Raw genomic sequence first — 25059 nt, 5'->3', positions numbered from 1 at the left:
CGAGCCGACGTCGTGAACGTCTTCGCCACGAGCCCGCGAGGTGACCACGAGCCGCGCACGACACTCGTGCGGCGGAGGACGTCGTGAACGTCTTCGCGACCAGTCCGGCGCATGGTCCCGCGCGGGAAGCGCGCGCGCAGATCGACGCGATCGCGGAGTCGCTGCGCGCGAGCACGTCGCCGGTGCTCGATCGCCGCGGCGTCGCGGAGCGGCTCGCGCGGGCGATTCGATCGCTCTATGCCGTCCTCGACACCACGCTCGAGGCGCCGGCGCATCAGGACGGGCTCGACGAGTGCGTGCGCGCGCTCGGCGAAGCGAAGACGCTCCTTGGCGCCGCCGCGTCCGATCCGATCGTGGCCGAAGCGGCGAAGCGGCTCGACGCGATCCACGCCCAGATCGCCGCGACGCGCGAGAGCGTGGTCGACGCGACGCTCACGCGCCGCGATCATCGCAGCCAGCGGCTCCCGGCGCTCCACCATCCCTTCCGCGCGAGCACCGCGTCGCCGCAACTCCACGCCCTCGCGCGCACGCCCGTCGCGCCGCCGCTCGAGATCGACGCGCCCGAGCCGGAGAGCATCGTCCAGCCCAAGCGGCCACCGCCGCCGAAGCCGCAGACGATCGAGGAGCTCCGCGCCGCCGCCGCCGCCGCGACCACGCCGCCCGAACCCGAACCCGAGCCCGAACCCGCGCCCGCCACCAAACCGATACCGATCGACGACGGCGAGGTCATCCGCCGCGTCGCGCGCGAGTGTCTCGAGGACATCGCCGCGCTGCACGTGTTGCGGAAGCCGATCCCGACCGAGACATGGCGCGATCAAGCCCCCTTCGAGCAGCGGCTCCTCGACAACATCGACGCGTTCGTGTCGCTCGGCGAGCGCGCGCTGCCGAGCGTCACGCTGTTCCACGCCGAGGCGCCGGCACCGGATCCCTCGCGCGCCTTCGCGGTCGCGCTCACGCTCGGATGCATCGAGGGGACCGACACCGTCGACGTCGCGATCGCGACGATGAAGCAGAGCGCGCCCGCCGAGCTGCCCGGCTTCGCGGAGGGCCTCGTCCTCGCGCCGAGCCCCGCGATCGACGCCGAGCTCCCCGCGCTCCTCGACGCCCCCAACCCCGCGCTCGCCGGCGTCGCGCTCGACGTCCTCGGCCGCCGCGGCACGCTCCCTCTCGACGCGGCCGACCGCATCCGACCACGCCGCGATCGCGCGCTCACGCAGAAGCTCGCGCGCGCGCTCGGTCACGCCGGCGCGAAGACGCGCGCGCTCGCGACGCTGAACGATCTCCTCGACGAAGCCCCCGACGACGAAGACCTCTTCATCACCGCGTGCACGTCGCTCCTCCGCCGCGGCGACGGCAACGTCCGCCAGCGGCTCCGGAGCGCGATCCGCGATCCGCGCGCGTTCTCCCTCCTCGCGCTCTCCGCGCGCGGCGACGACGCTCCGCTCCTCCTCGACGCGTTCGCGACGCAGCCACCGACGGGCACGATGATCCAGGCGCTCGCGCGCTTCGGCTCCGCCGCGTCGCTCCCCGCGCTCATCGCGCTCCTCGCGAACGAGGAGCTCGCGCCCGCCGCCGCGGCCGCGCTCGACTTCATCACCAACGCCGGACTCGTCGAGACGACGGAGGTCCCGTGGACCCCCGGCGTCGAGCCCCCCGACGGCGCGCCGCCGCCGATGCGCAAGGTCACGATCCCGATCGCGGAGCGCGAACCGTGGGAGACGTGGTACGCGCGCGTGAAGAGCAACTTCGATCCGCGACTCAAGCTCCGGCATGGCGTCCCGTTCGCGCCGAGCATGATCGTCCACGAGCTCGGCGCGAACGGCGCGGCAGAGCACCGCGAGCTCGCGTGCCTCGAGCTCGTCGTCGCGACGGGCCTCGGGATGCGCCTCTCGCCGAGCGACTGGGTCGCGAAGCAGGAGCGTCAGCTCGGCGAGATCGACTCGACGCTGCCGAGCCTCGGCAACACGCCGGGCGCGTGGTGGTTCGGCGGCGCCGCGATCACGAACCGATGATCACCAGCAGATGACGCCGGCGCCGTACGGACACTCGGGCCGCTGGAACAACGCATACGCGCCGCCCGCGAGCACGCCGAACACGAGGCCGAACGCGCCGCCGACGAGCGCCTGATCGCCGTGCTCCTGCGACGGCGTCCCCGCGACGCGCCCCGCGATCGTGAGGCCCGCGGCGAGGAGCGGGAGGCCGAGGTGCCCCGCGATCGAGCCGCCGTGGATGCGTCCGTCGTTCCACTTGAACGTGTCGACGAGGAAGAGCCCGGTCCCGTGTCCGAGCGCGCTGAACGCGACGAACGTGTGCGTCGACGGCATGCCGAACGTCGTGCAGCCCGGCGCGCCGGGGTTCGACGTGCCGCAGCCCGGCCGGTAGCTCGTGATCTCCGGCTTCACGACGAGCTCGTTGAACATCGCCGTCGTCAGGAGGAACATCGTCGGCGCGAGGACCGAGGCGTGCCACCGCGCCTTCCAGCCGATCGTGACCTCGGTGTCCGACCAGTAGAGCCGCGGCATCAGCACCTGCGAGCCCATCCCGATCGCCATCGCGACGGTCGACGTCGCCTCCCACCCCGCGCTCCGATCGGGCGGCGGCAGCGCCTGTGCGCGCGCGCTCTTCGGCGCCAGCAGCGCGCACGAGAGCGCCGCCGCTCCGAGCACGAGCGCGCGGACCTTCATTGGTCGATCGCTCCCGCGTCGACGCAGTCCACGAGGTCCACCGTCCCCGCCTCCACCGCGGCGGGCGCCGGGTCTCCGTTCGCGCCCGCACACGCCGCGACGACGAGCATCACCAACACGAGCACAGTCCTTCTCATCACAGCTCCGTGTACCCACCGGGGACGACGTACGTGTCGTCCTGACCGGCGATCATGAGGACGCCCCAGCAGGGGAGGCGCAGCTTGCTCGCGACGACGACGGCGTCGTCGGGGTGCGCCGGCGGGGCGAGCACGGCGAGGTTCGAGCGATGCAGACCCCACGTGCCGGGCCCACGCTGCAGGAGCGCGGTGTGGAGCTCGCGCCCCGCCGCGCCCGCGCTCGTCGTGCTCGCGATGCGGAAGCGCACCGGCTCCTCCGTCCCCGCGCTCGCGACGTCGACGAACACGAGGTCCACGCGCGCGCGCGTCACGCGCGGCTCCACGTTCTGCGCCTTGAGGAACGCGATGAAGTCGTCGGGCTCGAGCGGCTTCCCCACCGGCGCGGTCGAGAGGCCCTGGCACACCTCCGGCTTCAAGCGCACGTGCCCGAGGTCCGCGTTCGACGGCTTGCCCTCGAAGTCGACGAGGTACTCGTACGCGGGGGGACCGTCCTTCACGCGCATCTCGGCTCCACCGCAACCGGCGACGGACGCGAGCACGAGCGAGAGGAGCGGACGCACCGGCACTCGTCCGTTCTACGCCGCACGCGCGGAACGGGCCGAATTTTGGGCGCACGCGCGCGCGCCTGGTAGCGTCGGACCCGTGTGGCGTGCCTCGTTTTTCGCGATCGCAATCGCGCTAGCGACCGTCGCCGGCTGCGGCGGAGGCGGCGGCATCGACGCGGTCGCCGAGAAGAACCGCACGTTCTACGCCTACGACACGGCGAGCAAGGACCTCGTCGACCTGTTCGAGCAGGCCTATCCGCCGCTCGACGCGAAGGCGGAGCAGGCCGAAGACGTGGAGTATCGCGGCGTCTCCGTGCTCGCGGGCCACGTCCACGTGTCACGCCCGACGGAGTGGGTCCTCCGCAAGGCGAGCAACGAGCCGGGCCGCCGCTTCGTGCAGTACGTCTCGCCGAAGGAGTACGTGTTCGCGGTGTACGAGTGGCCCGATCACCCCGACGCGCCCTGGCGCGAGGTGATCGACCGCTACGAAGAGTCGGCGAAGGCCTCACGCGCGGAGCTGCTCGAGCAGCGCGTCCCGATGGCGACGTGGAACGCGCAGGCCCGCGCCTACGTCGTGCGCCGCCGCGTCCTCTCCGCGAAGGCGCCGTGGGTCAACACGAGCCTCGAGCTCCTCGCCCGCAACGACCACCGCGTCGTGCTCGTGCAGGTCGTGCATCAGACCGACAGCCTCGTCGATCTCACGGGCGAGCTGCGACGGGTGATCGACACGCTGATGCTCGACTGAGATGCGCCGAGGGCACGCTCGCGAGACAATGCGCGCCCCCTCCGCTACGCTCGGCGCGTGGTGTACGCGAGTCTATCGTTCGCGGCGCTCGTCGTCCTGACGTGCGCGGCGGGGTGTCGATCGGGCAAGAACGGATCGGCCGACGCCGACGCGACGGCGCGCGCAGACGAGGTGGCCGATCCGCGAGCGTACGTGCGCGCCGCCTACCTCCAGCACCCGGCCCCCTGGGCGGGGACGGCCGACTACAACCTGGACGACACGGCGTTGCTCGACGAGATCATCGACGAGGCGATGCGCACGCGCCGGCGGCAGTGGAAGGGCACACTCCCGTCGGCGAAGAAGGAGCTCGACGCGTTCATCCAGCTCTCGAAGGGGATGTACACCACGGCGCTCCTCGCGACGCCGGAGCGGCGCGCGCGCGTCGAAACGCTCATCCGCGAGCGCTTCGCGCAGCCGAAGGTGACGACGAACGGCGGCGAGGTGGTCGCCGACATGGGCCTCGCCGCCGCGACGTTCGAGAACGCGCGCATCGGCTGGGAGCTCCGCGCCTCGCTCCACGTCGAGAGAAATGAGCTCGCGTCGGCCGAGGTGAACCGCGCCTTTTGTCTCCTCGAGAAGGCGCCGCCCGCGAGCGTTCGGGTCGTCCGCGTCACGCTCCCGCTGGGCAAGATCCGGCGAACGCTCACGTATCGCTACCCTCGTCACGGAGATCGCCTCGAGCTCACCGAGAAGGAGAGCTACGTCTCGCGCAAAGCGATCGGCGGCCTCGACCAGTTCTGCAAGGGGCGCGTCGCCACACACTCCTCGGACATGGTCAGCACTTCGGCGGAGCGCTGGGAGGAGCTCCTGCAGTGAGTTAGGAGCATCCGCGACCCGCTGCCGCGCTACGGACGACGGCTCGTGATCGTGAAGCTCCCGGGACCTCGACGCGTTCATCGAACCGTCGATGCGATCGTGCTCATCTCAGGAACAGCCGCGATGAGCGGGGAGACCGGCGGGTCAGCCCACGGTGCTGCGGCGTTCGACGGCTTCCGGCGTCAGCGCGGAGGAGGTGCGAAGACGCTGGGTCAGCACCTTGATGATGCCGCGGCCGATCTCCGGGCGGTCGGACATGATCTGCTCGAAGGGATCGCGATGCAGCTCGAGCGTCGACACGTCCGTCGCGGCGCTGACGGTGGCGCTCCGCGGCGCGGCGTCGAGGAGCGCCATCTCGCCGACGACCTCGCGCTCGCCGAGCTCGGCGAGGACACGCTCCCCCTTCGTCACGATGACCGTGCCTTCGAGGATCAGATAGAGCGTGTTCGCGATCTCTCCTTCACGCATCAGGACCTCTCCGGCGCGATGCTCGACCTCTTCGGTGACGAGCGCGACGCCGACGAGGTCGGCGCTCGGGATCGCGGAGAAGAGCTCGATGCCCTTGAGGAAGAGCACCTTCTCGGCCGTCGTGATCATGAAGCGATCTCCTTCGCGTTCCCGTTCGCGTCGTCACCTCGGTCTGCACGCGCGTGGATGTGCTCGGCGCGACGAACGAGCGGCGCGAAAGATGCAGCGGAGTCATCGGCGAGCAGGCGACGCGCGAGCTCGCCGATCTCCTTCGCGCCGCACAGCTCCTCGAGCGCCGCGAGCGCGCTCTCCCGCACGATCGGCGCCGCGCTTCGCTGCTCGACGATCTCCCGGAGACGCGGCACGAACGACGCGGGCGAGTGAGTCGCGCTCGCGCCGATGTAGTGCGCCGCGCACGCGGCGACCCACGGGCAGTCATCGTCGAGCAGCCTGGCGATCCACTCCTCGGGCGAATCGAACGCCGGCAGATCGAAGAAGCGAGCGCCCGCGGCGAGCTTCTCCAAGCGATGCGAGTCGTCGAGGAGCGGCAAGAGCTGCTGGCGGATCGGGCCGTCGAGCGTGCTGTCGAGGATCTCGATCGCGTTCGCGTGACGGATCGCGTCGCGCTCCTTCATTCCTTCGCGGAGCGCCACCGCGTCCGACGCAGGAAAGAGCACCTGGACGATCGCGAAGGCTCGATCCTGCGCGCCCTCGCGCTGCTCGAGGAGCGCCGACACGAGCAGCGCCGCCGCCGCGCCTCCGTCGCCGACGTTCGGCAGCTGCGAGGCGCCGTGATGCGTGAAGCGCACGTTCGGCTCGATGGCCTCCGCGGCGGCGATCGCGCGGTACGCGAGGGCGATCTCCTTGGAGCACGCGCGCGTGAGACGCTCGCGATCGATCGGCAGCGACTCCGCGTCGCCGTCGCTCCCTCGCGGTCTCTCGGTCGAGGTCGAGGTCGAGGTCGAGGCGCGCGCGAGCGACTGCGCGGCGGCGCGACGGAGCGCCTCCTCCTTCGACTCGAGCGCCGCCGTGAGGAGCTCGATCGCCTTTGGGGTCGCGAGCCGCCCGAGGATCGACGGCACGTGCTCGCGACCGAGAGGCTTCCTCGGATCCGCGAGCAGCTCACCGAGCGCCTCCTCGATGTGCGACGTGACGTGCGACGTGACGTGCGACGCGCGATCGAATCGAGAGAGCGCAGACGCCGCGTCACGGGCGATGGCGGGATCCCCGAGCGCCCGGACGAGCGGCGCGACGAGCTCCGCCGAGCCGATCTTCGCCGCGGACGCGATCGCCGCTCTTCGCACACCGCCGTCGCGATCCGCGAGCATCGGCAGGAGGAGCTCCGCGAACCGAGGATCGGGCACGCCCAGCGCCGTCGCGGCTTGCTCGCGGCGCACGCGATCGCCGTCGTGGCGCATGCGCTCGAGCTGTTGCATCACGCGCGGTAGGCCCTCCGCGCCGAGGAGGGAGCAGTAGCCCGCGATCGCGGCCGCGCGAACGTCGGCGTCGACGTCATCGATGCGCGCCTCGACGAGCCGCTCGATTCGAGCCGCGCGCGCCTCGTTCGAGTCGCTCGCCCGCGTCGGCTTGGCGTGGTGCGCGACGGCGTACTCGCACGCCATCTTCCGGACGACGGCGCGTGGATGCTCGAAGAGCGGGATGACGGCGGGGAGCAGATCCTTGGGGAGGCTCATCGCGAGCTCGATCGAGTGCTCGAGGTCCTCGTCGTCTTCCTCCTGCCGGAGCGTTTGCTCGACGACCGACGCATACGAGGAGAGCGCGAGCTCGTCATCGCGCCCGACGAGTCGCGCGCGCCTCGTGCGGAGGGTCTCGCGCAGCGCGTCGACGTACGTCCCGCGAGCACGCACGAGCACGAGGATCCAGACCACCGTGAGCAGGATCGCGCCCACCGACAGCGGCGCGATCGCCGCCGACGTCGCTCCCCAGAAGAGAACACCGGCGCCCGCGATGGCCTGCGCCCCTGGTTTGACGAGGCCCTCGACGAACGCCTTCGTGCGCCCGCGAGCGTCCGCGGCGAGAGGCATGTAGAGGAGCTGCATGCCTGCGTCGTTCAACGTGTAGCGGAGGACGCTGTCGGACCCCTTCGCGAACGTCGCGGCCCAGAGCAACGGATGAACGAACAGCGCCGCCGATCCGCCGAGGAGGAGGAGCGGCAGGACGCCGAGCGTTCCGACGACGCCGAAGCGCTCGAGCAGGCGTCCCGTGATCCCGAGCTGAACGAAGAGCGCGACGCCGCCGCTCACGCTGTAGAACGTGCCGAAGTACGACGCGAGCGCGTCCCTGTCCGCCCCGAACGTCTGCCCCGCGATCGCCTTGAACTGAAAGTCGACGAGCGTCACCACGAGCGTCGTCATGAGCACGACGAGCGCGATCGCGATCGCGTGCGGCGCTCGGAGCACGCGTCGCTCCATCGCCTCCTCGCGCTTGACCAGACGCGCGCCTGGCGGCGGCGGCGACAGCGACGACGGGTGATGACCCGAGAGACGCTTCGCGGCGACGCTGCCGAGCGCCGCGGCGGCGAGGAGGAGCCCGGCAGAGAGGAAGAGCAGGTTGCTCGCGCCTATCCGCGGCGCGAGGCCGGACACGACGAGCCCCACGAGGATCGTCGCCACCGTGCTCCCCGCGGCGATGAGGCCGAAGAGCCGCTTCGCGTCACGCGCGTGATAGCGCTCGTTCGCGAACGACCAGAACTCGAGGAGCGAGACCGTGCCGATCACCTCGACCCATAGGTAGAGCACGTAGAGGATCCAATGACCGGACCCGAGGAGCGCGCGCGCGCCGAGGAGGGAGAGCCCGAGGACGACCGGCGTGACGACGATGAGCCGCGCGCGCCCGTTCGCCCCGCGGCGAACACGCTGCGCGACGATCGCGTACGCGGAGCTGACGACCGCGAGCGCGACCGACTGCCCGACGTACACCGGCGCGAGCCTCGACGCCGGCATGGCCGCGAGGAAGAGCGTGTCGCGCACCGCGCGCCCGATGACGAACGCCCCGACGACGCAGAAGAACATCCCGAACATCGTGAGCGTCGGAAGCGCCTCGCCCAGACGCAGCTTGAAGAGCCGCGCGAGCGCGCCCCCCATCCCTGACGTCGTTGCTCTCGGTGAACTCCCCGTCGTCGTCACCGCTCCAACGAACAACGTACTCGACGCGTGCGCACCGGCTCAACACCGTCGTCGCCCCCCGCGAACGTGCCGCGCGGCCGTCGATCAAGGCGTGCAGTTGTCGGCGGCGTTGTTCTCGAACGTCACGTTCGTCGTCGTCAGGGTGTTGTCGGTCGTGCTGGTGTTCTCTATTCCGCACGCCGAGCTGTCGTGGATGCGCGTGTTGGCCACGTCGAGCACCGCGCCCGGGAACGCGCCGGCCTTGCGGAGACGGATCCCTTTCACCGCGTGGCCGATCTCGGCGTGGTGGATCTTGTTCGCCGCGTGGCCGGTCGTCACCTCGATGCCCTCCCAGTGGCCCGCCACGGCCTGCTCGCCCTCGAAGGAGATCTTGTTCTCCGCGGTTCCCACGATCACCACCTCTGCGCGCGTGTTGCTCGCGTTCTGGGGGAACGAGAGGGCCGTACCGGCTGCGAGCTGGAACTTGGCGCCCGGCTCGATCGTCAGGCTCGTGAGGAACGTGAGCGACTCGCGCACCCAGTACTTCGCGCCACCGCCGAGGGCCTTCCACGTCACGGCCGAGGGCAGCTCGAGGTTGACGATCGACGTGATCGCGACGCCGTCGAAGCCGTTCCCCTCGAAGGTGAAGTTGTCGATCTTGTGCACGTTGCGCTGAGAGAGGATGGCTGCGCCGTCCGCGTTGCGCACGAAGCCGAGGTTCGCGAGGGCGGAGGCGTCCGAGATCCCCTCGACGATGAGGCCCCAGCCGGCGTTGTCTTCGAAGGTGATGTCGCGAAGCGAGGCCTCCGCCGGGCGCCCCGGCTCGGCGTCGAGGACGATGGCCGCCTGCTGCCTGCCGAGCGTGTCGTCCGCGGTCACGGAGCGCCCACCGCCCGCGTCACGGATCAGGATGTGCGCGAGCTTGTTGCGAGGATCCGCCGACTCGATCTCGAGACCGTCCCACCAGCCCGGCTCCGCCGAAGAACCGTAGAGGGTGATCCGCTTCTCGGCCGTGCCCTCCGCGGTCAACGCGGAGCCCTCGGCGGAGGAGACTCGGAGGGACGCCGCCGGACCGAACTCGACACGAACGCCGGCGGCGATGGTGAGGTGAACCCCCTGCACCGTGATCGTCCCGCGCACACAGACATCGGGCGCGTCGGCCGCGTCGGGATCGGTCATGCGTTTCTCCCAAACCGTGTCGGCGCGGACGTCTTCCGTGATCTCGAGGCACCCACCCAACCCCGCTTCGGCCTCGACGCCCCCGTCGACTCCCGCATCCGGATCGACCCCGCCCGTCTCGCTCTCGGTGCACGCGAAGAACAAAGGCGTGGCAACCGACAAGGCGATGAGCAAGCAACGTCCGGCGTAATTCATAACGGTGAGTTATCCAAACGCCCGCGACGTCGCAATTCCTCCGTTTGGCGTACAACAGCGAGGCGATCGCACCTCGCGTGCAACGGCGTGCTTCATCGCCGCAGTTGCGAGTCGCGACGCGCCCATGTGCTAGCCAACAAGAGGATGATCGTTTCGAAGGAGCAGCTCGAAGCGGGGATCGCCGTGGTGCGCGCGGGCGTGCGCGACCCGCGGGGCGGCGTCTTCGGGCCCTCGTCGCTCATGTGGAGCATCGATCGAGAGGCGGCGCTCTTCGCCGGCGCGGGGCGCGCGGCGCTCCTTCAGCTCGCGCACCCCTTCGTCGCTCACGCGATCGCGAAGCAGTCGTCGACGCGCGTCGATCCGCTCGGGCGCTTCCAGCGCACGTTCGACAACGTGTACGCGATGGTCTTCGGCGACCTCGAGAGCGCGGTCGCGAGCGCGCGCCGCGTGCATGCCGTGCATCGCCACGTGCACGGCGTCATCGACGAGGACGTCGGCGCGCTCCGTCGCGGAGACCGCTACGACGCGAACGACGAGGACGCGCTCATGTGGGTCCATGCCACGCTCGTCGACTCCGCGCTCCTCGTCTACGACGCGCTCGTTCGACCGCTCACCGACACCGAGCGCGATCGGTACTACGACGAGACCAAGCGCTTCGCGCGCCTCTTCGGGATCTCGGACGCCGTCCTGCCGCCGGACGGGCCCGCCTTCCGCGCCTACTTCGCGGCGATGCTCGCTTCGCCGGCGATCGCGGTCGGCGAGCGCGCGAGGGAGACCGCGCGCTTCCTCCTGACGCCGCGGCGGCCGGGCTACGCACCGCTCGCGCGATGGACGGAGGTCATGACCGCCGCCCTCCTCCCGCCGCGCCTGCGCGCCGACTTCCAGCTCCGGTGGGGCGCACGAGAGCGCGCCATCCACGCCGCGTCGGTCCGCGCGTTCCATGCCGTGTATCTCCGGCTCCCGGACGTCGCGCGCGAGCATCCCGCGTACGTCGCGGCGAAGCGACGCCTCGGAGTGCCGGTCGCGTCGCTCGAGGCCTCGGCGTGGGTCGAGCACCTCGTCGGGAGCCTCCTCGCGCAGGCCCCGCTCCGAACGATCGTCAAGGGCCCGCGTCGCGCTCCGCTCCCCGGTTGATAGGGAGAGCAGCTTCGACTCGCAGTAGGACCAGCGCTCGCCCTTCACCGTCGCGAAGGTCACTGGGATGATGACGCGCACCTTGTCGAAGCGGCTCCTTGCCGATAGAGGCGCCCCGATGAGCTACTCATACGCCGCGTCGTCCACGGAAGCGAGTTGATGATCAGCTTGTTGCAGACGTACTGGAGCCCGTTGACGCCGGTGCCGATGCGACTCGAGGCCACGAGCACGTCGATGCTCCCGTCCGGCTTCAAGAGCTCCTTGAGGTGCGCGTCGTCCGTCTCGCCGGTGAAGAGCCCGGCGCGGTAGCCCGCCCGCTCGATGGCCTCGCGGAGCGGCCCTGCGATGCCATCGACGTAGTGCGTGTAGATGATCGTCTTCTCGCCGGGGGTGAGGTTCGCGAGGATCGTCGGGAGGCGCAGCCTCGTCAGGACTTGCTCGAGCTGGAGCACGGTGCCACGTCCTACGTCGCGGATCTCGTCCAGCGACGCCTCGCAGTCGATCTCCGGCTTGTCGACCTGGAGCTGGATCTTGTAGTCCGGCTTCCAGCGCGTCCCGAGCGTGACGAGGCGCTGGTAGAGGCGCATGCAGTTCTGCACCGTGGCGCGCGTCTCGAGATCGTCGTGGCGGTGGCCCGTGATCATCTCGACGAGGCTCTTGCCCTCCTGCAGCGTGTTGATGAGCCTTCGCTTTGCGCGGGCGCGAACCCGCCGCACGTATGTGCTCGGCGAGCTCCGGGGGAAGCTCGAGCGCGACCGGTTTGGAGCCGACCTGGTGGGGATCCGCCCTCACCTGGTGGGGATCCGCCGTCACCTGGTGGGGAATCCGCCCTCACCTGGTGGGGATCCGTGAGAGGGGCACTGGATAGATCCGGAGGGTAGCCACCTCCAGCCCCGGCTCAGTGGAGAACGCACATACCGTCTCGAGCACGGAGCGGTCGATGCGCTTGGCCTCCTTCGCTTCGATCGTCGTCGACTCGTCGAGCGAGCTCAGCTCCTCGAGAAGAGAGGCCGCCGACCGCACAGCCAAGCGTCGAGTTGAACGAAGCCTAACCGAGCGTCCGCGACGTCGCGCTATGGAGAAGTGGCTGGCGGATCGAGGTCGGAGAGAGAGCGCGACCAGGTTGCTGAGCGGAACCGTCTCGCTCACGAGCACACCGAGCCCGACAACCCGCAGATCCGAGCGCTTGCTCTTTGCGTGTCCGCACGGGCCAACTCCCCCGCGGTCCGAAAGGTGGGACCCACTTCACCTTTCCCCGCTGTTCCTCGCCGCTCTCCACAGCTTCCACCGACCTTCCCACCATCATGTCCCCAGCTCGTCGAACGCACGCGAGTCCGCGTCGCTTGACGAGCCGCGCGTGATGGTTCACGAGAGCAGCCGCGCATGCGCGACGAACGCCCGATCATCGTGCAGAGCGACGGGTCGATCCTGCTCGAGACCCATGCGCCTGGCGCCGACGAAGCGCGCGGTCTGCTCGCGCCGTTCGCGGAGCTCGTGAAGAGTCCAGAGCACGTTCACACCTACCGTGTGACGGCGCTCTCGATCTGGAACGCGCGCGCGGTCGGCATGACGGCGGAGACGATGGTCGAGACGCTGCATGCCTTCGCGCGCTACACGGTCCCGGCGACCGTCATCGCGAACGTTCGCGAGCTTGCCGCGCGATATGGACTCTTGACGCTCGACCGCACGCCGGACGGCCTTCGGCTCTCTTGCGTCGATCCCGAGACCGCCGAGCGGATCGCGCGAGACAAAACGGTGGGGCGCCTCCTCCGGCGTTCGGACGACCGCGCATTCGACGTCGATCGAGCGGCGCGTGGCGAGCTCAAGCAAGCGCTCGTACGTGTCGGGTTCCCGGTCGACGATCGGGCAGGGTACTCCGACGGGTCCTCGCTCGACGTTCGCCTCCGCGAGACATGCGTGCTCCGCGACTACCAGCGCGCCGCCGCCGACGCGTTCCACCAGTCCGGCAACGCCAGCGGCGGGAGCGGCGTCGTGACGTTGCCGTGCGGCGCGGGGAAGACCGTCGTCGGCCTCGCCGCGATGGCGGCGGTCGGCCAGACCACCCTCATCCTCACGACCAGCACGTCGTCGGTGCATCAATGGCGGCGCGAGATCCTCGACAAGACGACGCTCGCCGACGAAGACGTCGCGACCTACACGGCGGAGCGGAAGGAGACCGGCCCCGTCACGCTCGCGACCTATCAGATGCTGACGTGGCGTGCGTCGGGCGACGACGACTTCCCGCACCTCGCGCTCTTCGCTGCGCGGCCGTGGGGCCTCATCGTCTACGACGAGGTACACCTCCTCCCCGCGCCCGTCTTCCGCGCGACGGCGGACCTCCAGACCCGGCGGCGCCTCGGACTGACGGCGACGCTCGTCCGCGAGGACGGTCGCGAGGGCGACGTCTTTGCGCTCATCGGACCGAAACGTTACGACGTGCCGTGGCGCGAGCTGGAGGCCCGGTCGTGGATCGCCGCGGCGCGCTGCACCGAGGTGCGCGTCGCGATGCCGCCGGCTCGGCGGATGGAGTACGCGCTCGCCGATCGGCGGACCCGCTTTCGGATCGCCGCCGAGAACCCGGCGAAGACCGAGGTGGTGCGCGACATCGTCCGGCGCCATCCGGCGAGTCGCGTCCTCATCCTCGGCGAGTACGTCGAGCAGCTCGAACGACTCGCGCGGCTGCTCCGCGTCCCCGTCATCACGGGCAAGACGAAGGCGAACGAGCGCGAGCGCCTCTACGACGATTTCCGCCGCGGGACGACGCGGCACCTCGTCCTCTCCCGTGTCGGCAACTTCGCGATCGATCTCCCCGAGGCCGATCTCCTCATTCAGGTCTCGGGCGCGTTCGGATCGCGCCAAGAGGAGGCGCAGCGCCTCGGGCGAGTGCTACGCCCGAAGGCCGACGGTCGGGGCGCGCAGTTCTTTACCCTCGTCTCGCGCGACACGGACGAGGAGGAGGCAGGCCATCGGCGCCAGACGTTCCTCGCCGAGCAGGGCTATGCCTACGACGTCGCGACCCCCGAGGTATTCCAGGCGTGAAACGTCCCCATCCACTCGACCGCTATCTCCCGCTGTTGACGCCCGAGCCGGACGACGAAGCCGGCGCGGCGGACCGTCTCTCCTTCCTCGAGGTCGACGACCCGGCGAGTCTCGTCGCGGTCGCGAGCGATCCGCGGCTGACTCGCTTCTTGCTCGGGCGTTTCTCCGACACCGTCGCGCTCGTCGATCCGGGGCGCGAGGACGACCTCGTCGCCGCCCTCCGTGCGGCGGGCCACACGCCGAAGGTCGTCGCTGGAGCGCGGTCGTGACGCGCTTCGTCCTCGCGGCCTCACCGCCAGCGGCGCCGGCAACCCCTGCGTTCGAGGACATGCGTGTCGGCGACATGACGGCCGCCGCGCGCTTCTGGATGCGCGGTAACGAGCCGCGACGCAAGGCGGAGCTCGCCGCCGGGCTCACGCTCGCGATGCGGAAGACACCGCGCGTCGCCGAACTGCTCGCGGGCATGCGCGCGGAGGAACGCGCCGTCATGGCCGTGATCGAGCGCTACGGAGGCATGATCGACGGCGAGCTGCTCCGCCTCGAGCTCTCGGCACGCGGCATCATTTTCGAGGTCGAGCCCGCGGGGAGGCCGACCGCGCGTTCGTACGATCCCGTGAGGCCGCTCCGCGAGCGCATGGTCCTCGTCGCTCCGGACGGCGGCGCGTCCTTCTCCTATAGCTCATGGAATCCGCATCAGCATCCGACGCTCGCCGTCGTCTCCGCGGCGCGCGGCGTCGTTCCTCCCGCGGGTCCCGTGCCGTGGAAGCACGCCGGCGCTTCCGCCTCGTCTACGCCGCCGTCGAGCGAGCGACGCACGACGTCCGAGTGGATGCTGGAGCTCGAACAGGTCGCCTCCGCGCTCGCGTCCTTCGGTCGCCTGCGGCTCAATCGCGACGGCAGCCTCCCTGCGCAAACACGAGCGCGCCTCGCGAAGGCGCTGCCCGAACGCGAGGGAGCGCTCGTCGTTCCGGACGCCAACGAGCTCGCTTTCGCCATCCTCCTCGAGCTCGGTGTCGTCGTGCGCGCGGACGATGACACCGCCGTCGTAGCGATCGATCGGCTGCATCGTCATCTCGCCGAGCCTTCCGTCGTCCAGATGCACGCGTGGATCCGCGCGTGGCTCGCGCTCGGCCGCTGGCGAGATGGAGCCGGGGCGATCCGCGGAGGCATGGACGCGGAGCAAAGCTGGAGGAGCGGGCAGCTCACGACCGCGCGTTCCATCGTCGCGTGGCTGCTCGCGCGTGTCGCGGCCCACCACGTTGGGTGGCTCGACCTCGAGCGCTTGCTCCTCGATCTGCATGCGCATGTCGGCCGTCTCGGAAACTTCTACATGCTCGACGCGCAATGGCGTCCCGCGTTCGAGGCCGCGCGAGACAAGGAAGACCTCCCGCGCGGGCCCGAACGCGAACGCGCGTACTGGCTCGACCTGTTCGGCGGCTGGTGCGCGAACGCGATCCTCGTGACGCTGCATCACTTCGGCCTCGTCGAGCGCGGCGACGCGACTCCGGACGCCGCGCGCTGGATCTTTCGTCTCACCGAGGAGGGGCGCGCCGCCTTCGGGGCGCCGGACGTCGCCCTTGCCGATGCACCCGCGGCATCGCGGGCGGGATGCCTCACGGTGCAGCCGAACTTCGATGTCCTCCTCTACACCGACGCGACGTCGAACGGCTCCGTCATCGCGATGCTCGGCCGCCTCGCCGAGGCCGCGCCCGGCGGCGGAGTCGTGCGGACCTACCGCATCACGCGCGCCTCGGTCTGTCGCGCGCTCGACGCCGGCATCACCGTCGACGACGCGCTCGGAGCGCTCACGCGCGAGGGTCGCACATCCTTGCCCGAGAACGTCGCTCGCTCGATGACCGACTGGGCTCGGAAGCGCGACGCGCTCGTCCTCAGACGCGGCGCGCCGTACGTGCCGCCGGCGCTGGTCGTCGGAGAGGACGGAAGCGTGACGGCGCGCCCGGGCGCGCGCCTCGACCTCGTCACGCGAGCGCGACTCGCCCGTTTGAGCGGTAACGATGGTGCTCCCACGTTCACGCTCGATCGACGCACGGTCGGACGCGCCCGCGACCTCGGCGTCACGGCGGCGCAGGCGCTCGCGTGGCTCGGCGGTGAGGGAGCCGTGCCCGCGCTCCTCCGAGTCGCGCTCGTCCGCTGGTGCGCCCCCGCACGTCGCAGCGCCGAGGTGCAGCTCGGCGAGCTGCTCGTCCTTCGGATCGGAGATCAGGAGGTCGCGAACGCGCTCGTCGAGAGCAAGCGCGCTGCTCCGCTCCTCGCGGGCGCCCTCGCGCCAGGATGGTTCGTCGTTCGCGCGTCGGAGCAGAAACGCCTGAAGGCACTGCTCGAAGAGGTCGGCCTCGGCGTGGCCTCGTTGACCATGAGCGTCGTCCCTCCCGCGGTGAAGAGCCCCTCTCTTCGTGAGACGGACGAGCTGATCAAGGAAACCGAGAAGCTCCTCGCGATGATCGATCGCTCCGAGGGCCGCCGCCGTCCTCGCCGCGCGCGGCGCGTGTGACGCCGATGGCCAAGACCGGTCCGAACCAGTCGTGCCCGTGCGGCAGCGGGAAGAAGTACAAGAAGTGCTGCGGGGGCCCGAACGCTCCCGTGCGCAGCAGCGGCTTGCCGCACACGCAGGCCGAGCGCGCCGCGGCGATCCAGAAGCTCGAGGAGTTCATCGATCGCGCCTTCGTCGACGTGTCGCGGTAGGACGCGCGGTCCGGCTTCGAGATTCGTGACGTGGCGAGCGATCGTCGTCATAGTAAGGACATGTCGAACGCACCGAGGGCGAGGGACGCGGTCGCGAAGGCGATCTCGGGTAGCGGAGACGTCAAGGTCTCGCCAGCGCTCGAGGCTGAGATTGTCGCGGGCATCGCGGAGTTCGATCGCGGCGAGTACATCGAGCTCACCCGCGAACAGCTCGACCACGCCGCAAGTACTGGAGAATGGCCCTGGGCCGAGGACGAGTCCCGAGGCTGAACTTCGGCTTCCGTCGCGCGATGCGCGCGCTCGGGATCGGATCCGCCCCGCTCGGCGGCCGTGTTCGCAGCGATCCGGGCGCTGAGCGAAAGCGAACTCCTTCCAGGTCCGATGGACGTGCGGGCGAAGTTCGCGCCCGGCTTCGCGCTTGTGCGCCGCGTCCCCGGCCAGAACCTCTGGATCTGGTACCGGTTCGACGATGAGCACGTCGACATGGTCACGCTCAAGAACGAGCCACCGGTCCCCGAGGACGAGTAGAGCGTCGAGTGATGCTCCGCAGCCACTGAGCATCCAGCTCTGTGCCGAGCACGATGCTCGTGCCACGACCGTTATCGCGCAACTCGCGCCCATGGAGGAGCACCGCGGCCAATTCGACGATCGCGCGTCGGTTCGGATCTTCGGAGCAGCCGAAGCCAGCCAGCGCAACGCGACGAACGCGCCCGTCGGGATACGGTCCGAGAACACTCGGCAGAGGTAGGATGGCCATGTGCGGCTCGGCGATTGGCTCGCCGCTCTCGTCGTGACCCAACAGGACTCGGCGCACGAGCGACTCCATCGCGCCCCGGTCGCTCGGGCTCCTCGCGAGCAGATCAACCACCTCGTGGCGGATCTCGTCGAGGATGTGTCGAATGGGACGGTAAAGGCGGCCGCCATGCCCAAGTCTATCGCGCATCGTGCAGTCGGACGACTTCCGCGCGATCGACAATCGGGACGCCCACCTTGGCAACGTGGCGGGAACGCGTGTCCAAGCATGATCGAGATCGCCGCGCTCAGCGCGCGAGCTCGGTGGCGACGTCGGCGAGGGAGGTGGCGGCGTAGACCTCTGCGCGGGCCGAGGCGGGGGGCGGGGCGGCGTCGGCGTTCGTGACGTCGCACACCGCGTTGCTGTCGCGCGATGGGGCGAACAGATCGACGAGGACGCTCGCCGGCGCCTCTGCGCCGAGCTGGATCAGCGCGCTCGTCCCTGCGAGTGGGAAGAAGAGCGTGGGGACCGTCGACTTCCAGCCTGCGGCGCTGCGCACGAAGTCGAGCCACATCGCGAGCTGGTTGCCGTGCTGCGCGCCGAGCGGAACCCGCACGCCGAGCGAGAGCGGCGGCGCGTCTTGGCCGCGGTACGCGGCGGTCGCGTCGACGATCGTCCCCAGCGCGTGGCGCCAGCCAGCGTCGCCGCCGTAGAGCGCGGTCGACGCGTCGCTCGCGCGCGCGTTCTTCGCCCACTCCGCGTAGCGCGTGAGGCATCCGCCAACGTCGTCGAGCGACGGCGGCGCGATCGAGGCGACGTGCGCGTGGAGCTCGGACGCGCTGCGAGCCTGCCTCACGCGCGCGGCGGCGGCGGCGGCGTGCTGGAAGAGCTCGTGAAGCAGGAGCGGCGCGGTGTGCGGTTGCGTAGCGAGCGACGCGACCGGCACCGCGACGCCGAGGACGATCGGGAAGCGGCGGCCCACCGCGTCGTGGCTCGGCGCGAGGACGCCGGCGAACACGCCGCGGAGCTTCTTGTCGAGCGCGCCCGACCACACGAAGGCGTGCGCCGCGCCGGCCGCGAAGGCGTCCTTGAACGAGGCGCCGCGGGCCTCCGCCGTCTCGAGCGCGCGTGTCACCCAGGCCTCGAAGGCGAGGAGCTCGTCGCTCGGCGATGGGGTGCGCACGAAGTCGCCGAGCGCGGGGACCTTGGCGACCCCCTCGACCTTGCCGACCTCCGAGCGCGCCTTCTTGCCGAGGAACCCGAACACCCCTCAGCGCTCCCCCTGCGTGATGAGACGCGGACACTTGAGGCCCGCGAAGAAGCCCTTCGCGAACGGCGCGTCCGTCTTCGCCGGCTTGATGTCGATCTTCACGGTCGCGTCCGGCTTGCTCGCGAGCTTCCACGTCGCGACGACGACCGCGACGTCGCCCGCCTTCCCCGGCGCCGTGCCCGGCTTGAGATCGGCCGCGTCGAGCAGACGGAAGAGACCGAAGTCGCCCGCACGGTTGATCTCCTCCTGGAGCCCCGCGAGACCGCGCACGCGGACCTTCGCGCCGCGCGCCTTCGCGTCCTTCGCCGGCCACGTCACCGCGAGCCACTCCTCCGGCGTGTTCGTGTACGTGCGGCTCACGCCGTCGACCTCGATCGTGACCTCCGAGATGTCGGGGCTCACCGAGTGGAGGTTCACCTCGAACGCGACCGAGGGCGCCTTCGGATCGGCGCCGAAGGTGGCGTCTGTGATCTTCGACGCCTTCTTGAGGCAGCCGAGGAACTCGTTCGTGTAAGGGACCTGCCCCTTGAAGCGACGCGACGGCACGAAGTCGTCGCCCTGCTTCTCGAGCGAGCCCTTCAGGCTCTGCTCGTAGAACGACCAGATCTGCCCCTTCTCCGGCTGGAAGAACGCGGTGAAGTCCTCGATCTTCGCGTCGTTCGCGGCGCGATCGGTGAAGGGATAGCTCGGCTCGAGCTTCGTGCTCCACGTCTTCCACGCCGTCATCTCCCAGAGCCCGCCCGCCGCGCCGCCCGCGTCCTTGAGCACGCTCCCCCACGAAGACGCGATCGGATCGAGGAGGAGTGGAGACATCAGCGGCCGCGTGAACGCGTCCTGATCGGCGAGGAGCGCGGTCGTCGCGCGGTAAGCCTGCTCGAACTCGCCCGTGAGCGCCTTCGGATCCGGCGCCGCCTTCGCGTCCTTGAGATCGCCGAGCACGCCGACGAGCTTCCGCAGCACGCCCATGTACTGCGAGAGCCCCGTCGGCGGCGCGCCCGGCGGCGCGTCCTTCGGCGGCATCCCGAACGTCGTGATCGGACGGAACGCGAGCTCGACCGGCGACGCGGGACGATCGCGGTTCAGGAGCGCGCCCGCGTCGAGGCTCACCTGCTGCCCCAAGAGCTTCTGCTTCGCCGCCTCCTTCGCGCGCTCCTCGACCTGCTCGAGGATGCCCGGCTTCCCCGCCTCCGCGCTCGTCATCTCGAGCTCGACGTTGTCGGCGAGGATGCGCACGAGGCGGAGGTACGGCCACTCCGGCTCCGTCAGCGCGAGGAGCTCCTCGAGCGACGCCTCTGCGCTCGTGGGCTGCGCGACGACGAGGTCGGCGAGGAAGTCGCGCCACGCCTCGCGGTAGCGATCGAAGTAGATCTGCCGGAGCGCGGCGACCTCCTTGTCGATCTGATCGGCGGGCATACGCTCGTCCTCGGTGCCGAGGACCCAGCCCTCGGAGGTGAGCTTCGTCTTCTCCGCGTCGAGGAGGCGGCGCACCTTCGCCCAGCCGAGCTTCGTGTACGCGCCGTCGATCTTCAGGTTCCGCTTGCTGCTCACGAACGTCGCGATCGAGCCGTAGAAGATGCTCTCGCGGCGGAGCGGCGCGATCTCGGTGTTCGTGTCGCGGACGAGGTTCTCGTAGAGGCGGCCGATCTGCGGCGTGCGAAGGAGCTCCGAGCGCACGTAGGTGACGAGACGCTCGTCGCGCGTCGCGGGCGAGAGCTGCCCGCTCTTCACGAGGCGCAGGTACTCCTCGACGTTGAGCTGCACCACCGCCTCGTCGTCGGCGGACTTGAGGTGCGCCTGCTCCGCCCACAGCCGCGTGATGCGCGGCGCGGCCCAGTCGACGTCGAGGTGCTCGCGCTCGGTGAGCATCAGGTACTTCTTCAGCTCGTCGTAGCGCTGGTTGAACTCCTCCGGCGTGCGCTTCGGGTTCGCCTCGATCGAGCGGAGGTGCTCCTCGAGCGACGCCTTCACCGGCTTGATCATCGCGCGCTGGACGATCGAGACGTACTCGTCGCGCACCGGCTCGTAGAGCGTGTTGCCGGAGTACATGCCCCAGCGGTACGAGAGCGGCGGCGCGTCCTTGTTCCAGGTCTCGAGCTCGTGGAGCCGCGCGCGGAGCGGCTCGATCCGCGCGAGGCCCTCCGTCGCCTTCGCCTTGTCGGTCCAGTCGACGCGCTCGGCCTCGTCCGCGATCGCGCCGGTGGAGCGGACGAGCTCGCGGTTCTTCAAGTAGCTCGTGATCGCCGGGATCGCGATGAGGGCGGCGAGGGCGGCCGCGCCGACGCCCATGCCGATGCGCGCGAAGAGCTGGCGGCGCGCCTCGCCCCGCGTGCGCGCGGCGACGAACTGATCGGGGAAGATGACGCGGCGGAAGAGGTCGGTGAGGAAGTAGCTCTTCGCGTCGGCCGCGGCCGGCATCGGCGGCTCCACCGAGCCGCCGACGCGGAGCCCGAAGGCGCGCTGCATCCCCGCCATCACGCGGTCCATCGGGCGGCCTTCTTGCGTGCCGCTCGTGAAGTACACGCCGCGGAAGAGCGGCGTCTCCTGGTACGTGTTCTTGCGGAGGAGCGCGCCGATGAACTCGGCGAGCGCGCCCTTCAGCGCGCGCATCTCGATCGGGAACTGGTGGATGCGCGCGCGCTTGTCGTGCCCGCGCACGTTCGCGAGGCGCCGCAGCGCGTGGCCGTGGAGCGCCTCGATGAGCAGATCGAACTCGGCCTCGAACGCCTTGTTCGGCTCGTCCATCGAGGCCTGCGCGAGCGGGAACGTGACACCCCAGATTTGCGCGCGCTCGCTCTTTTTCAGGTCTTCGAATGTTTCGACGAAACCGGCGATGAGGTCGACTTTGGTGAAGACCACGTAGACCGGGACGATCATCTGGAGGCGCGTCATCACCTCGTCGATGCGCGCGCGGAGCGCCTTCGCGGTCTGCTCCGCCTGCTCCTCCGTCGCGCCGACGACGTCCGCGATGCTGATGCCGACGAGCACGCCGTTGATCGGCGTCTTGTCGCGGTGCTTGCGGAGCATGTCGAGGAAGGCCATCCACTCCTCGTGGTCGTCGGCCTGCGTCGCGAACCGCCCCGCGGTGTCGAGGAGGATCGCCTCGTTCGTGAACCACCAGTCGCAGTTCTTCGTACCGCCGACGCCGCGCAGCGCCCCGGTCGCGTCCGGGATCGGGAAGTCGAGGCCGGAGTGGCGGATCGCGGTCGTCTTCCCCGCGCCGGGCGGGCCGACGATCATGTACCAGGGCAGCGCGTAGAGCGCGTTCGCGCCGGTCCCGGCCCCGAGGCGCGATCCCTTGAGCGCGCCGAGCCCGCGCTTGAACTGGGCGTGGAGCTCGTTGATCTCCGCGCGGCGATCGGGGCGCGCGTTCGCGGCCTGCTGCTCGGCCTGCTTCAACAGCTCGCGCTCGAGCGCCTTCGCCGCCGACTTCGCGCGGATGCGGCGCACGACGTAGTAGCCGACGATCAACAGGACCGCGACGACCGTGATCGCGATCCGTATCCAGAGCGCGACCTCGAAGAAGAAGCCCGCCGCCCAGGCTCCGATGACGAGAACGACCGCGACGATCCAGGCCCACATCGCTTATTTCTTCGTCCCTGCGTTGGCCGCCTGCGTCGACGTCGTGATGCGCGCGGTCGCGTCGGAGGTCGCGGAGGAGAGCGCGATCTTGAGCGTCACCGCGACGAGGATCGCGACCGCGACGACGATGCCGCCGACGACGAGGACCGGCGTCTCGCGCCGCGCGCGCATCCCGCGCGTGTCGGCCGGCGCGTCGTGCGGGGAGAGCGTGTCGCCGCGCGGCGTCGCGCGCGCGAGGATGCCGACGATCCGATCGGTGACCGCGCCGAGCCCGTCGCCGCCGCGCACGGCGTACTTGCCCTGGAAGCCGAGCGCGAGGCAGAGGTAGTAGACCTCGAGGACGTGCACGCGCGCCGGATCGCGCTCGAGCGCGTCGAGGCGCTCGAAGAACCCCTCGCCGGCGGTGTTCTCGTTGAAGTAGAGGAGCTGGAGCGGCTCGAGCATCCACTCCTGCCGCCCCGCCCAGCGCGCGCGGAAGAGCTGCTCGTCGATGAACGCGACGATCGCGTACTTCGCGTCGTCGAGGTCGCGCTTCTGGATCCCGAGCTCGGTCGCCTTCCGCTCCATGTCCTCGAGCAGCGTCGCGATGCGGCGCTTCATGATGTCGGGCGACGGCAGGTTCGGCGCCTCGGCGAACTGTGCCGAGGCCGAGAGCACCTCCCCGCAGGCCCAGTACATCTTGTCGATCATTTGCCTTGGGACTCGACCGCGTAGAGCGCGAGGGAGAGCGTGTTCGGGTCGAACGGATGGTAGAGCGCAAAGGTACCGGTCGCGACGATGTCGGCCCAGAACTCGGGGGCGCGTCCGAGGCGGAACCAGTGGAGGCCGGGCTGGAGCGGCAGCGCGGCGGGCGGGCGGTACTCGAGCTCCAGCGGCGCGCCCGCTACGGCGGAGTGCATGATCGCGCCGATCTGGTGCTCCGACGCGATCTTCATGAGGCGCGGGAGGCGCTCGCGGACCTGCGCGTCGGGGAGCGTGGTCGACACCGACACGAAGAAGTCGGAGCGCATGATGTCGGGGCCGCTCGCGCGTCCGAGGAACACGCCGTCCTCGCGCCGCGTGAGCGGAATCGCGGTCGAGCGCGCCTGGATCGCGGAGCCGATGAGCGCGTTCGCGCGCGCGAACATCGGCTCGAAGACGCTCCCGAGATCGGTGTAGACGAACTTCGGGATCGTGGTCGGATCCGCGTCCGCCGCCATCGTGCAGAGCTGGCCGATGAGCTGCCCGAGCACGAGGTACGCCTGCTCGGGGTGCACCGCCGGCGCGTCGACGAGGTGCGCGATCGTCGGGATATACGTGTTGAGGGTGGAGAGGAGCCAGAGCTTCGGGAGATCGCCCTGATCGAACTCCACCGCGCCGGCGGAGCGCTGCCGCCGCGACTCCGCGAGCGCGCGCTGGCGCGCGGTCATCGCGGTGAGGAGCGCGCGGAAGCCTCGCGCGAGGTACGGCGACGCCGCGATGCGGAGCACCGGCGCGACGTAGTTCTCCTTCAAGATGACGGCGCCGGCGGGAGAGCGGACGAGCTGCGCGATCTTGATCGTGTCGAAGCCGTCGCGCCGCTCCTCGCCGAAGAGGAGGCGCGCGAGCGGGCGCGCGACGTCGACCGCCTGCGGCGAGGTCCCCGTGTTCACGTCGGGGAACGTCTCCTGCGCGCGCGCGTAGCGGCTCACGGTCGTGAACGCGGGATCGAGCGCGACGGCGGGCGCGCCGTCGACCTCCTGCGCGATCGCGACGTGGACGTCGAGCGACGGCATCTGCGGGGTGAACTCGCTGTCGAACGGCCGCGGCGGGATCGCGTCTTCTCCCGTGAGCACCGCGCCGCCCGGCAGGACGCAGGTGAGCCGCGAGATCGAGAGCTGCCCCGCGGCGAGGGCGCGCTCGTCGACCGCGAGCTCGGTCACGCCCCAGTCGTAGCCGTGCGCGAGGCGCATCCGATCGGCGAGCAGCCGCTCGTGGTAGCGATCGAGCCGCTGGAAGTGGTGCTGCGTGATGAAGAGGCCTTCGGTCCAAACGAGCTTCTGACTCATCTCACTTCTTCGCCTCGGGAGGCGCCGCGCCGGAGGCGGGCGGCGCGGCCACGGGTTTGCTCAGCTGCACGACGCGGATCCGGCGGCCGTCGGTGACGTCGGCGAGGTGATCCGCGCCGTCGTCGACGCGCGTGGCGTCGACCCAGAGCGAGAACTTCGGATTGAGGTTCGGTCCACACGTGCCATCGGGACAATCGGGGGCGGCGACGAGGCAGTTCCCTTTCCCGGGCGCCGGCGGCAGCTCGAACGAAAGGTACCAGCTTCGTCCTTTCGGATTGCGAAAGAGCGCCGCCCCCACGATGAACGACGCGGCCGGGTCGCGATCGAACTTCACGTCGGTGCGCGTGTTCGGATAGACGAAGACCTCGTCCTTCTTGATCACGTCCTGGCCGAGGACCTCGGCGTCCTCCTTCCAGACCTGCTCGAAGGTCGTGGCCTGGAGCTTCACGTCGTCCTTGAGCTGGTAGATCCGCATCTGCACCGGCCGCGTCTCGCCATCGATCGTGGGGTTGATCGACGGCGACGCGACGATGCTGAGCGAGACGACCTGCACCTCGCACTTCTTGTCCTCCTTCAGCGGGAGGATCGTCTCCTTGCCGCCGCAAGAGACGAGGAGCGCGAAGACTACGAGCCGCTTCACG

General features: G+C 70.3%; 23 protein-coding genes. 10 read left to right on the top strand and 13 right to left on the bottom strand.

Annotation, left to right across the window (positions count from 1 at the left end; all coding sequences use genetic code 11):
* Positions 1-83 precede the first annotated feature (83 nt).
* Positions 84-2012 carry a hypothetical protein gene (locus KF837_29010; protein ID MBX3231400.1) on the top strand — a complete coding sequence of 643 codons (1929 nt, stop codon included), beginning with the start codon at positions 84-86 and terminating at the stop codon, positions 2010-2012.
* Here KF837_29010 and KF837_29005 read toward each other — a convergent pair whose 3' ends face one another.
* The 3 genes from KF837_29005 to KF837_28995 are packed head-to-tail and all read right to left on the bottom strand — an operon-like array spanning position 2013 to position 3381.
* Positions 2013-2684 carry a hypothetical protein gene (locus tag KF837_29005; GenBank protein MBX3231399.1) on the bottom strand — a complete coding sequence of 224 codons (672 nt, stop codon included), beginning with the start codon at positions 2682-2684 and terminating at the stop codon, positions 2013-2015. It abuts the gene before it with no gap.
* Positions 2681-2821, bottom strand: a complete 141-nt coding sequence (locus tag KF837_29000) for a hypothetical protein (GenBank protein MBX3231398.1) — start codon at positions 2819-2821, stop codon at positions 2681-2683. The genes KF837_29005 and KF837_29000 overlap by 4 nt, the downstream gene beginning before the upstream one ends.
* On the bottom strand, positions 2821-3381 hold the full coding sequence (locus tag KF837_28995) for a hypothetical protein (protein MBX3231397.1): 561 nt from the start codon (positions 3379-3381) through the stop codon (positions 2821-2823). Before KF837_28995 ends, KF837_29000 begins: the two co-directional genes overlap by 1 nt.
* An 82-nt stretch (positions 3382-3463) precedes the next feature.
* On the opposite strand from KF837_28995, the gene KF837_28990 reads away from it, so the two are divergent.
* The gene (locus KF837_28990; GenBank protein MBX3231396.1) at positions 3464-4111 is read left to right on the top strand and encodes a hypothetical protein; all 648 of its coding nucleotides are present in this window, start codon (positions 3464-3466) and stop codon (positions 4109-4111) included.
* A 57-nt stretch (positions 4112-4168) separates the two neighbouring features.
* Positions 4169-4966 (top strand): hypothetical protein, encoded by a 798-nt coding sequence (locus tag KF837_28985; protein ID MBX3231395.1) that lies wholly within the window; start codon positions 4169-4171, stop codon positions 4964-4966.
* 144 nt (positions 4967-5110) lie between these two features.
* Here the strand turns inward: KF837_28985 and KF837_28980 are convergent, their stop codons facing one another.
* The 3 genes from KF837_28980 to KF837_28970 form a co-directional block, all read right to left on the bottom strand.
* On the bottom strand, positions 5111-5563 hold the full coding sequence (locus tag KF837_28980) for a cyclic nucleotide-binding domain-containing protein (protein ID MBX3231394.1): 453 nt from the start codon (positions 5561-5563) through the stop codon (positions 5111-5113).
* The gene (locus KF837_28975) at positions 5560-8538 is read right to left on the bottom strand and encodes a HEAT repeat domain-containing protein (protein ID MBX3231393.1); all 2979 of its coding nucleotides are present in this window, start codon (positions 8536-8538) and stop codon (positions 5560-5562) included. The genes KF837_28980 and KF837_28975 overlap by 4 nt, the downstream gene beginning before the upstream one ends.
* Positions 8539-8664: 126 nt before the next feature.
* Complete coding sequence (locus KF837_28970) at positions 8665-9900, bottom strand: hypothetical protein (protein MBX3231392.1); 1236 nt, start codon at positions 9898-9900, stop codon at positions 8665-8667.
* Positions 9901-10077: 177 nt separating this feature from the next.
* On the opposite strand from KF837_28970, the gene KF837_28965 reads away from it, so the two are divergent.
* Positions 10078-11067 carry a DUF2236 domain-containing protein gene (locus KF837_28965; protein MBX3231391.1) on the top strand — a complete coding sequence of 330 codons (990 nt, stop codon included), beginning with the start codon at positions 10078-10080 and terminating at the stop codon, positions 11065-11067.
* 59 nt (positions 11068-11126) lie between these two features.
* On the opposite strand, the gene KF837_28960 is transcribed toward KF837_28965, so the two are convergent.
* The gene (locus tag KF837_28960) at positions 11127-11783 is read right to left on the bottom strand and encodes a hypothetical protein (protein MBX3231390.1); all 657 of its coding nucleotides are present in this window, start codon (positions 11781-11783) and stop codon (positions 11127-11129) included.
* 115 nt (positions 11784-11898) lie between these two features.
* A complete protein-coding gene (locus tag KF837_28955; GenBank protein ID MBX3231389.1) occupies positions 11899-12096 on the bottom strand; it encodes a hypothetical protein in 198 nt (65 codons plus the stop codon).
* Positions 12097-12450: 354 nt separating this feature from the next.
* On the opposite strand from KF837_28955, the gene KF837_28950 reads away from it, so the two are divergent.
* The 6 genes from KF837_28950 (at position 12451) to KF837_28925 (ending at position 17337) form a co-directional block, all read left to right on the top strand.
* The gene (locus KF837_28950) at positions 12451-14106 is read left to right on the top strand and encodes a helicase-associated domain-containing protein (protein ID MBX3231388.1); all 1656 of its coding nucleotides are present in this window, start codon (positions 12451-12453) and stop codon (positions 14104-14106) included.
* Between the two features lie 35 nt (positions 14107-14141).
* Complete coding sequence (locus KF837_28945; protein MBX3231387.1) at positions 14142-14375, top strand: hypothetical protein; 234 nt, start codon at positions 14142-14144, stop codon at positions 14373-14375.
* Complete coding sequence (locus tag KF837_28940) at positions 14372-16618, top strand: helicase-associated domain-containing protein (protein MBX3231386.1); 2247 nt, start codon at positions 14372-14374, stop codon at positions 16616-16618. Before KF837_28945 ends, KF837_28940 begins: the two co-directional genes overlap by 4 nt.
* A gap of 5 nt (positions 16619-16623) precedes the next feature.
* Positions 16624-16809, top strand: coding sequence for an SEC-C domain-containing protein (locus KF837_28935; GenBank protein MBX3231385.1), 186 nt, complete (start codon positions 16624-16626; stop codon positions 16807-16809).
* A 60-nt stretch (positions 16810-16869) separates the two neighbouring features.
* Positions 16870-17079: a hypothetical protein gene (locus tag KF837_28930; GenBank protein MBX3231384.1), complete on the top strand. Its 210-nt coding sequence runs from the start codon at positions 16870-16872 to the stop codon at positions 17077-17079.
* 117 nt (positions 17080-17196) lie between these two features.
* Complete coding sequence (locus tag KF837_28925; GenBank protein ID MBX3231383.1) at positions 17197-17337, top strand: hypothetical protein; 141 nt, start codon at positions 17197-17199, stop codon at positions 17335-17337.
* A 512-nt stretch (positions 17338-17849) separates the two neighbouring features.
* On the opposite strand, the gene tagF is transcribed toward KF837_28925, so the two are convergent.
* The 5 genes from tagF to tssJ are packed head-to-tail and all read right to left on the bottom strand — an operon-like array spanning position 17850 to position 25058.
* Positions 17850-18809 carry a type VI secretion system-associated protein TagF gene (gene tagF, locus KF837_28920; GenBank protein MBX3231382.1) on the bottom strand — a complete coding sequence of 320 codons (960 nt, stop codon included), beginning with the start codon at positions 18807-18809 and terminating at the stop codon, positions 17850-17852.
* A gap of 3 nt (positions 18810-18812) precedes the next feature.
* The gene (gene tssM, locus KF837_28915; protein ID MBX3231381.1) at positions 18813-22391 is read right to left on the bottom strand and encodes a type VI secretion system membrane subunit TssM; all 3579 of its coding nucleotides are present in this window, start codon (positions 22389-22391) and stop codon (positions 18813-18815) included.
* 3 nt (positions 22392-22394) lie between these two features.
* Positions 22395-23081: a type IVB secretion system protein IcmH/DotU gene (icmH, locus tag KF837_28910; GenBank protein MBX3231380.1), complete on the bottom strand. Its 687-nt coding sequence runs from the start codon at positions 23079-23081 to the stop codon at positions 22395-22397.
* The gene (gene tssK, locus KF837_28905) at positions 23078-24418 is read right to left on the bottom strand and encodes a type VI secretion system baseplate subunit TssK (GenBank protein MBX3231379.1); all 1341 of its coding nucleotides are present in this window, start codon (positions 24416-24418) and stop codon (positions 23078-23080) included. Before tssK ends, icmH begins: the two co-directional genes overlap by 4 nt.
* Position 24419: 1 nt before the next feature.
* On the bottom strand, positions 24420-25058 hold the full coding sequence (gene tssJ / locus KF837_28900) for a type VI secretion system lipoprotein TssJ (GenBank protein ID MBX3231378.1): 639 nt from the start codon (positions 25056-25058) through the stop codon (positions 24420-24422).
* Between the last annotated feature and the right edge of the window lies 1 nt (position 25059).

Source organism: Labilithrix sp., from assembly GCA_019637155.1.
In the GTDB taxonomy this organism is placed as follows: Bacteria; Myxococcota_A; Polyangia; order Polyangiales; family Polyangiaceae; genus Labilithrix.
Note: the sequence above shows the minus strand (reverse complement) of the source record. Positions and strands in the feature narration are given on the sequence as shown.

Coding starts and splice junctions, on each gene's coding strand:
- KF837_29005 (MBX3231399.1), bottom strand. CDS start 2,684: ATGAAGGTCCGCGCGCTCGTGCTCGGAGCGGCGGCGCTCTCGTGCGCG.
- KF837_29000 (MBX3231398.1), bottom strand. CDS start 2,821: ATGAGAAGGACTGTGCTCGTGTTGGTGATGCTCGTCGTCGCGGCGTGT.
- KF837_28980 (MBX3231394.1), bottom strand. CDS start 5,563: ATGATCACGACGGCCGAGAAGGTGCTCTTCCTCAAGGGCATCGAGCTC.
- KF837_28975 (MBX3231393.1), bottom strand. CDS start 8,538: ATGGGGGGCGCGCTCGCGCGGCTCTTCAAGCTGCGTCTGGGCGAGGCG.
- KF837_28965 (MBX3231391.1), top strand. CDS start 10,078: ATGATCGTTTCGAAGGAGCAGCTCGAAGCGGGGATCGCCGTGGTGCGC.
- KF837_28950 (MBX3231388.1), top strand. CDS start 12,451: ATGCGCGACGAACGCCCGATCATCGTGCAGAGCGACGGGTCGATCCTG.
- KF837_28935 (MBX3231385.1), top strand. CDS start 16,624: ATGGCCAAGACCGGTCCGAACCAGTCGTGCCCGTGCGGCAGCGGGAAG.
- KF837_28930 (MBX3231384.1), top strand. CDS start 16,870: ATGTCGAACGCACCGAGGGCGAGGGACGCGGTCGCGAAGGCGATCTCG.
- tssM (MBX3231381.1), bottom strand. CDS start 22,391: ATGTGGGCCTGGATCGTCGCGGTCGTTCTCGTCATCGGAGCCTGGGCG.
- icmH (MBX3231380.1), bottom strand. CDS start 23,081: ATGATCGACAAGATGTACTGGGCCTGCGGGGAGGTGCTCTCGGCCTCG.
- tssK (MBX3231379.1), bottom strand. CDS start 24,418: ATGAGTCAGAAGCTCGTTTGGACCGAAGGCCTCTTCATCACGCAGCAC.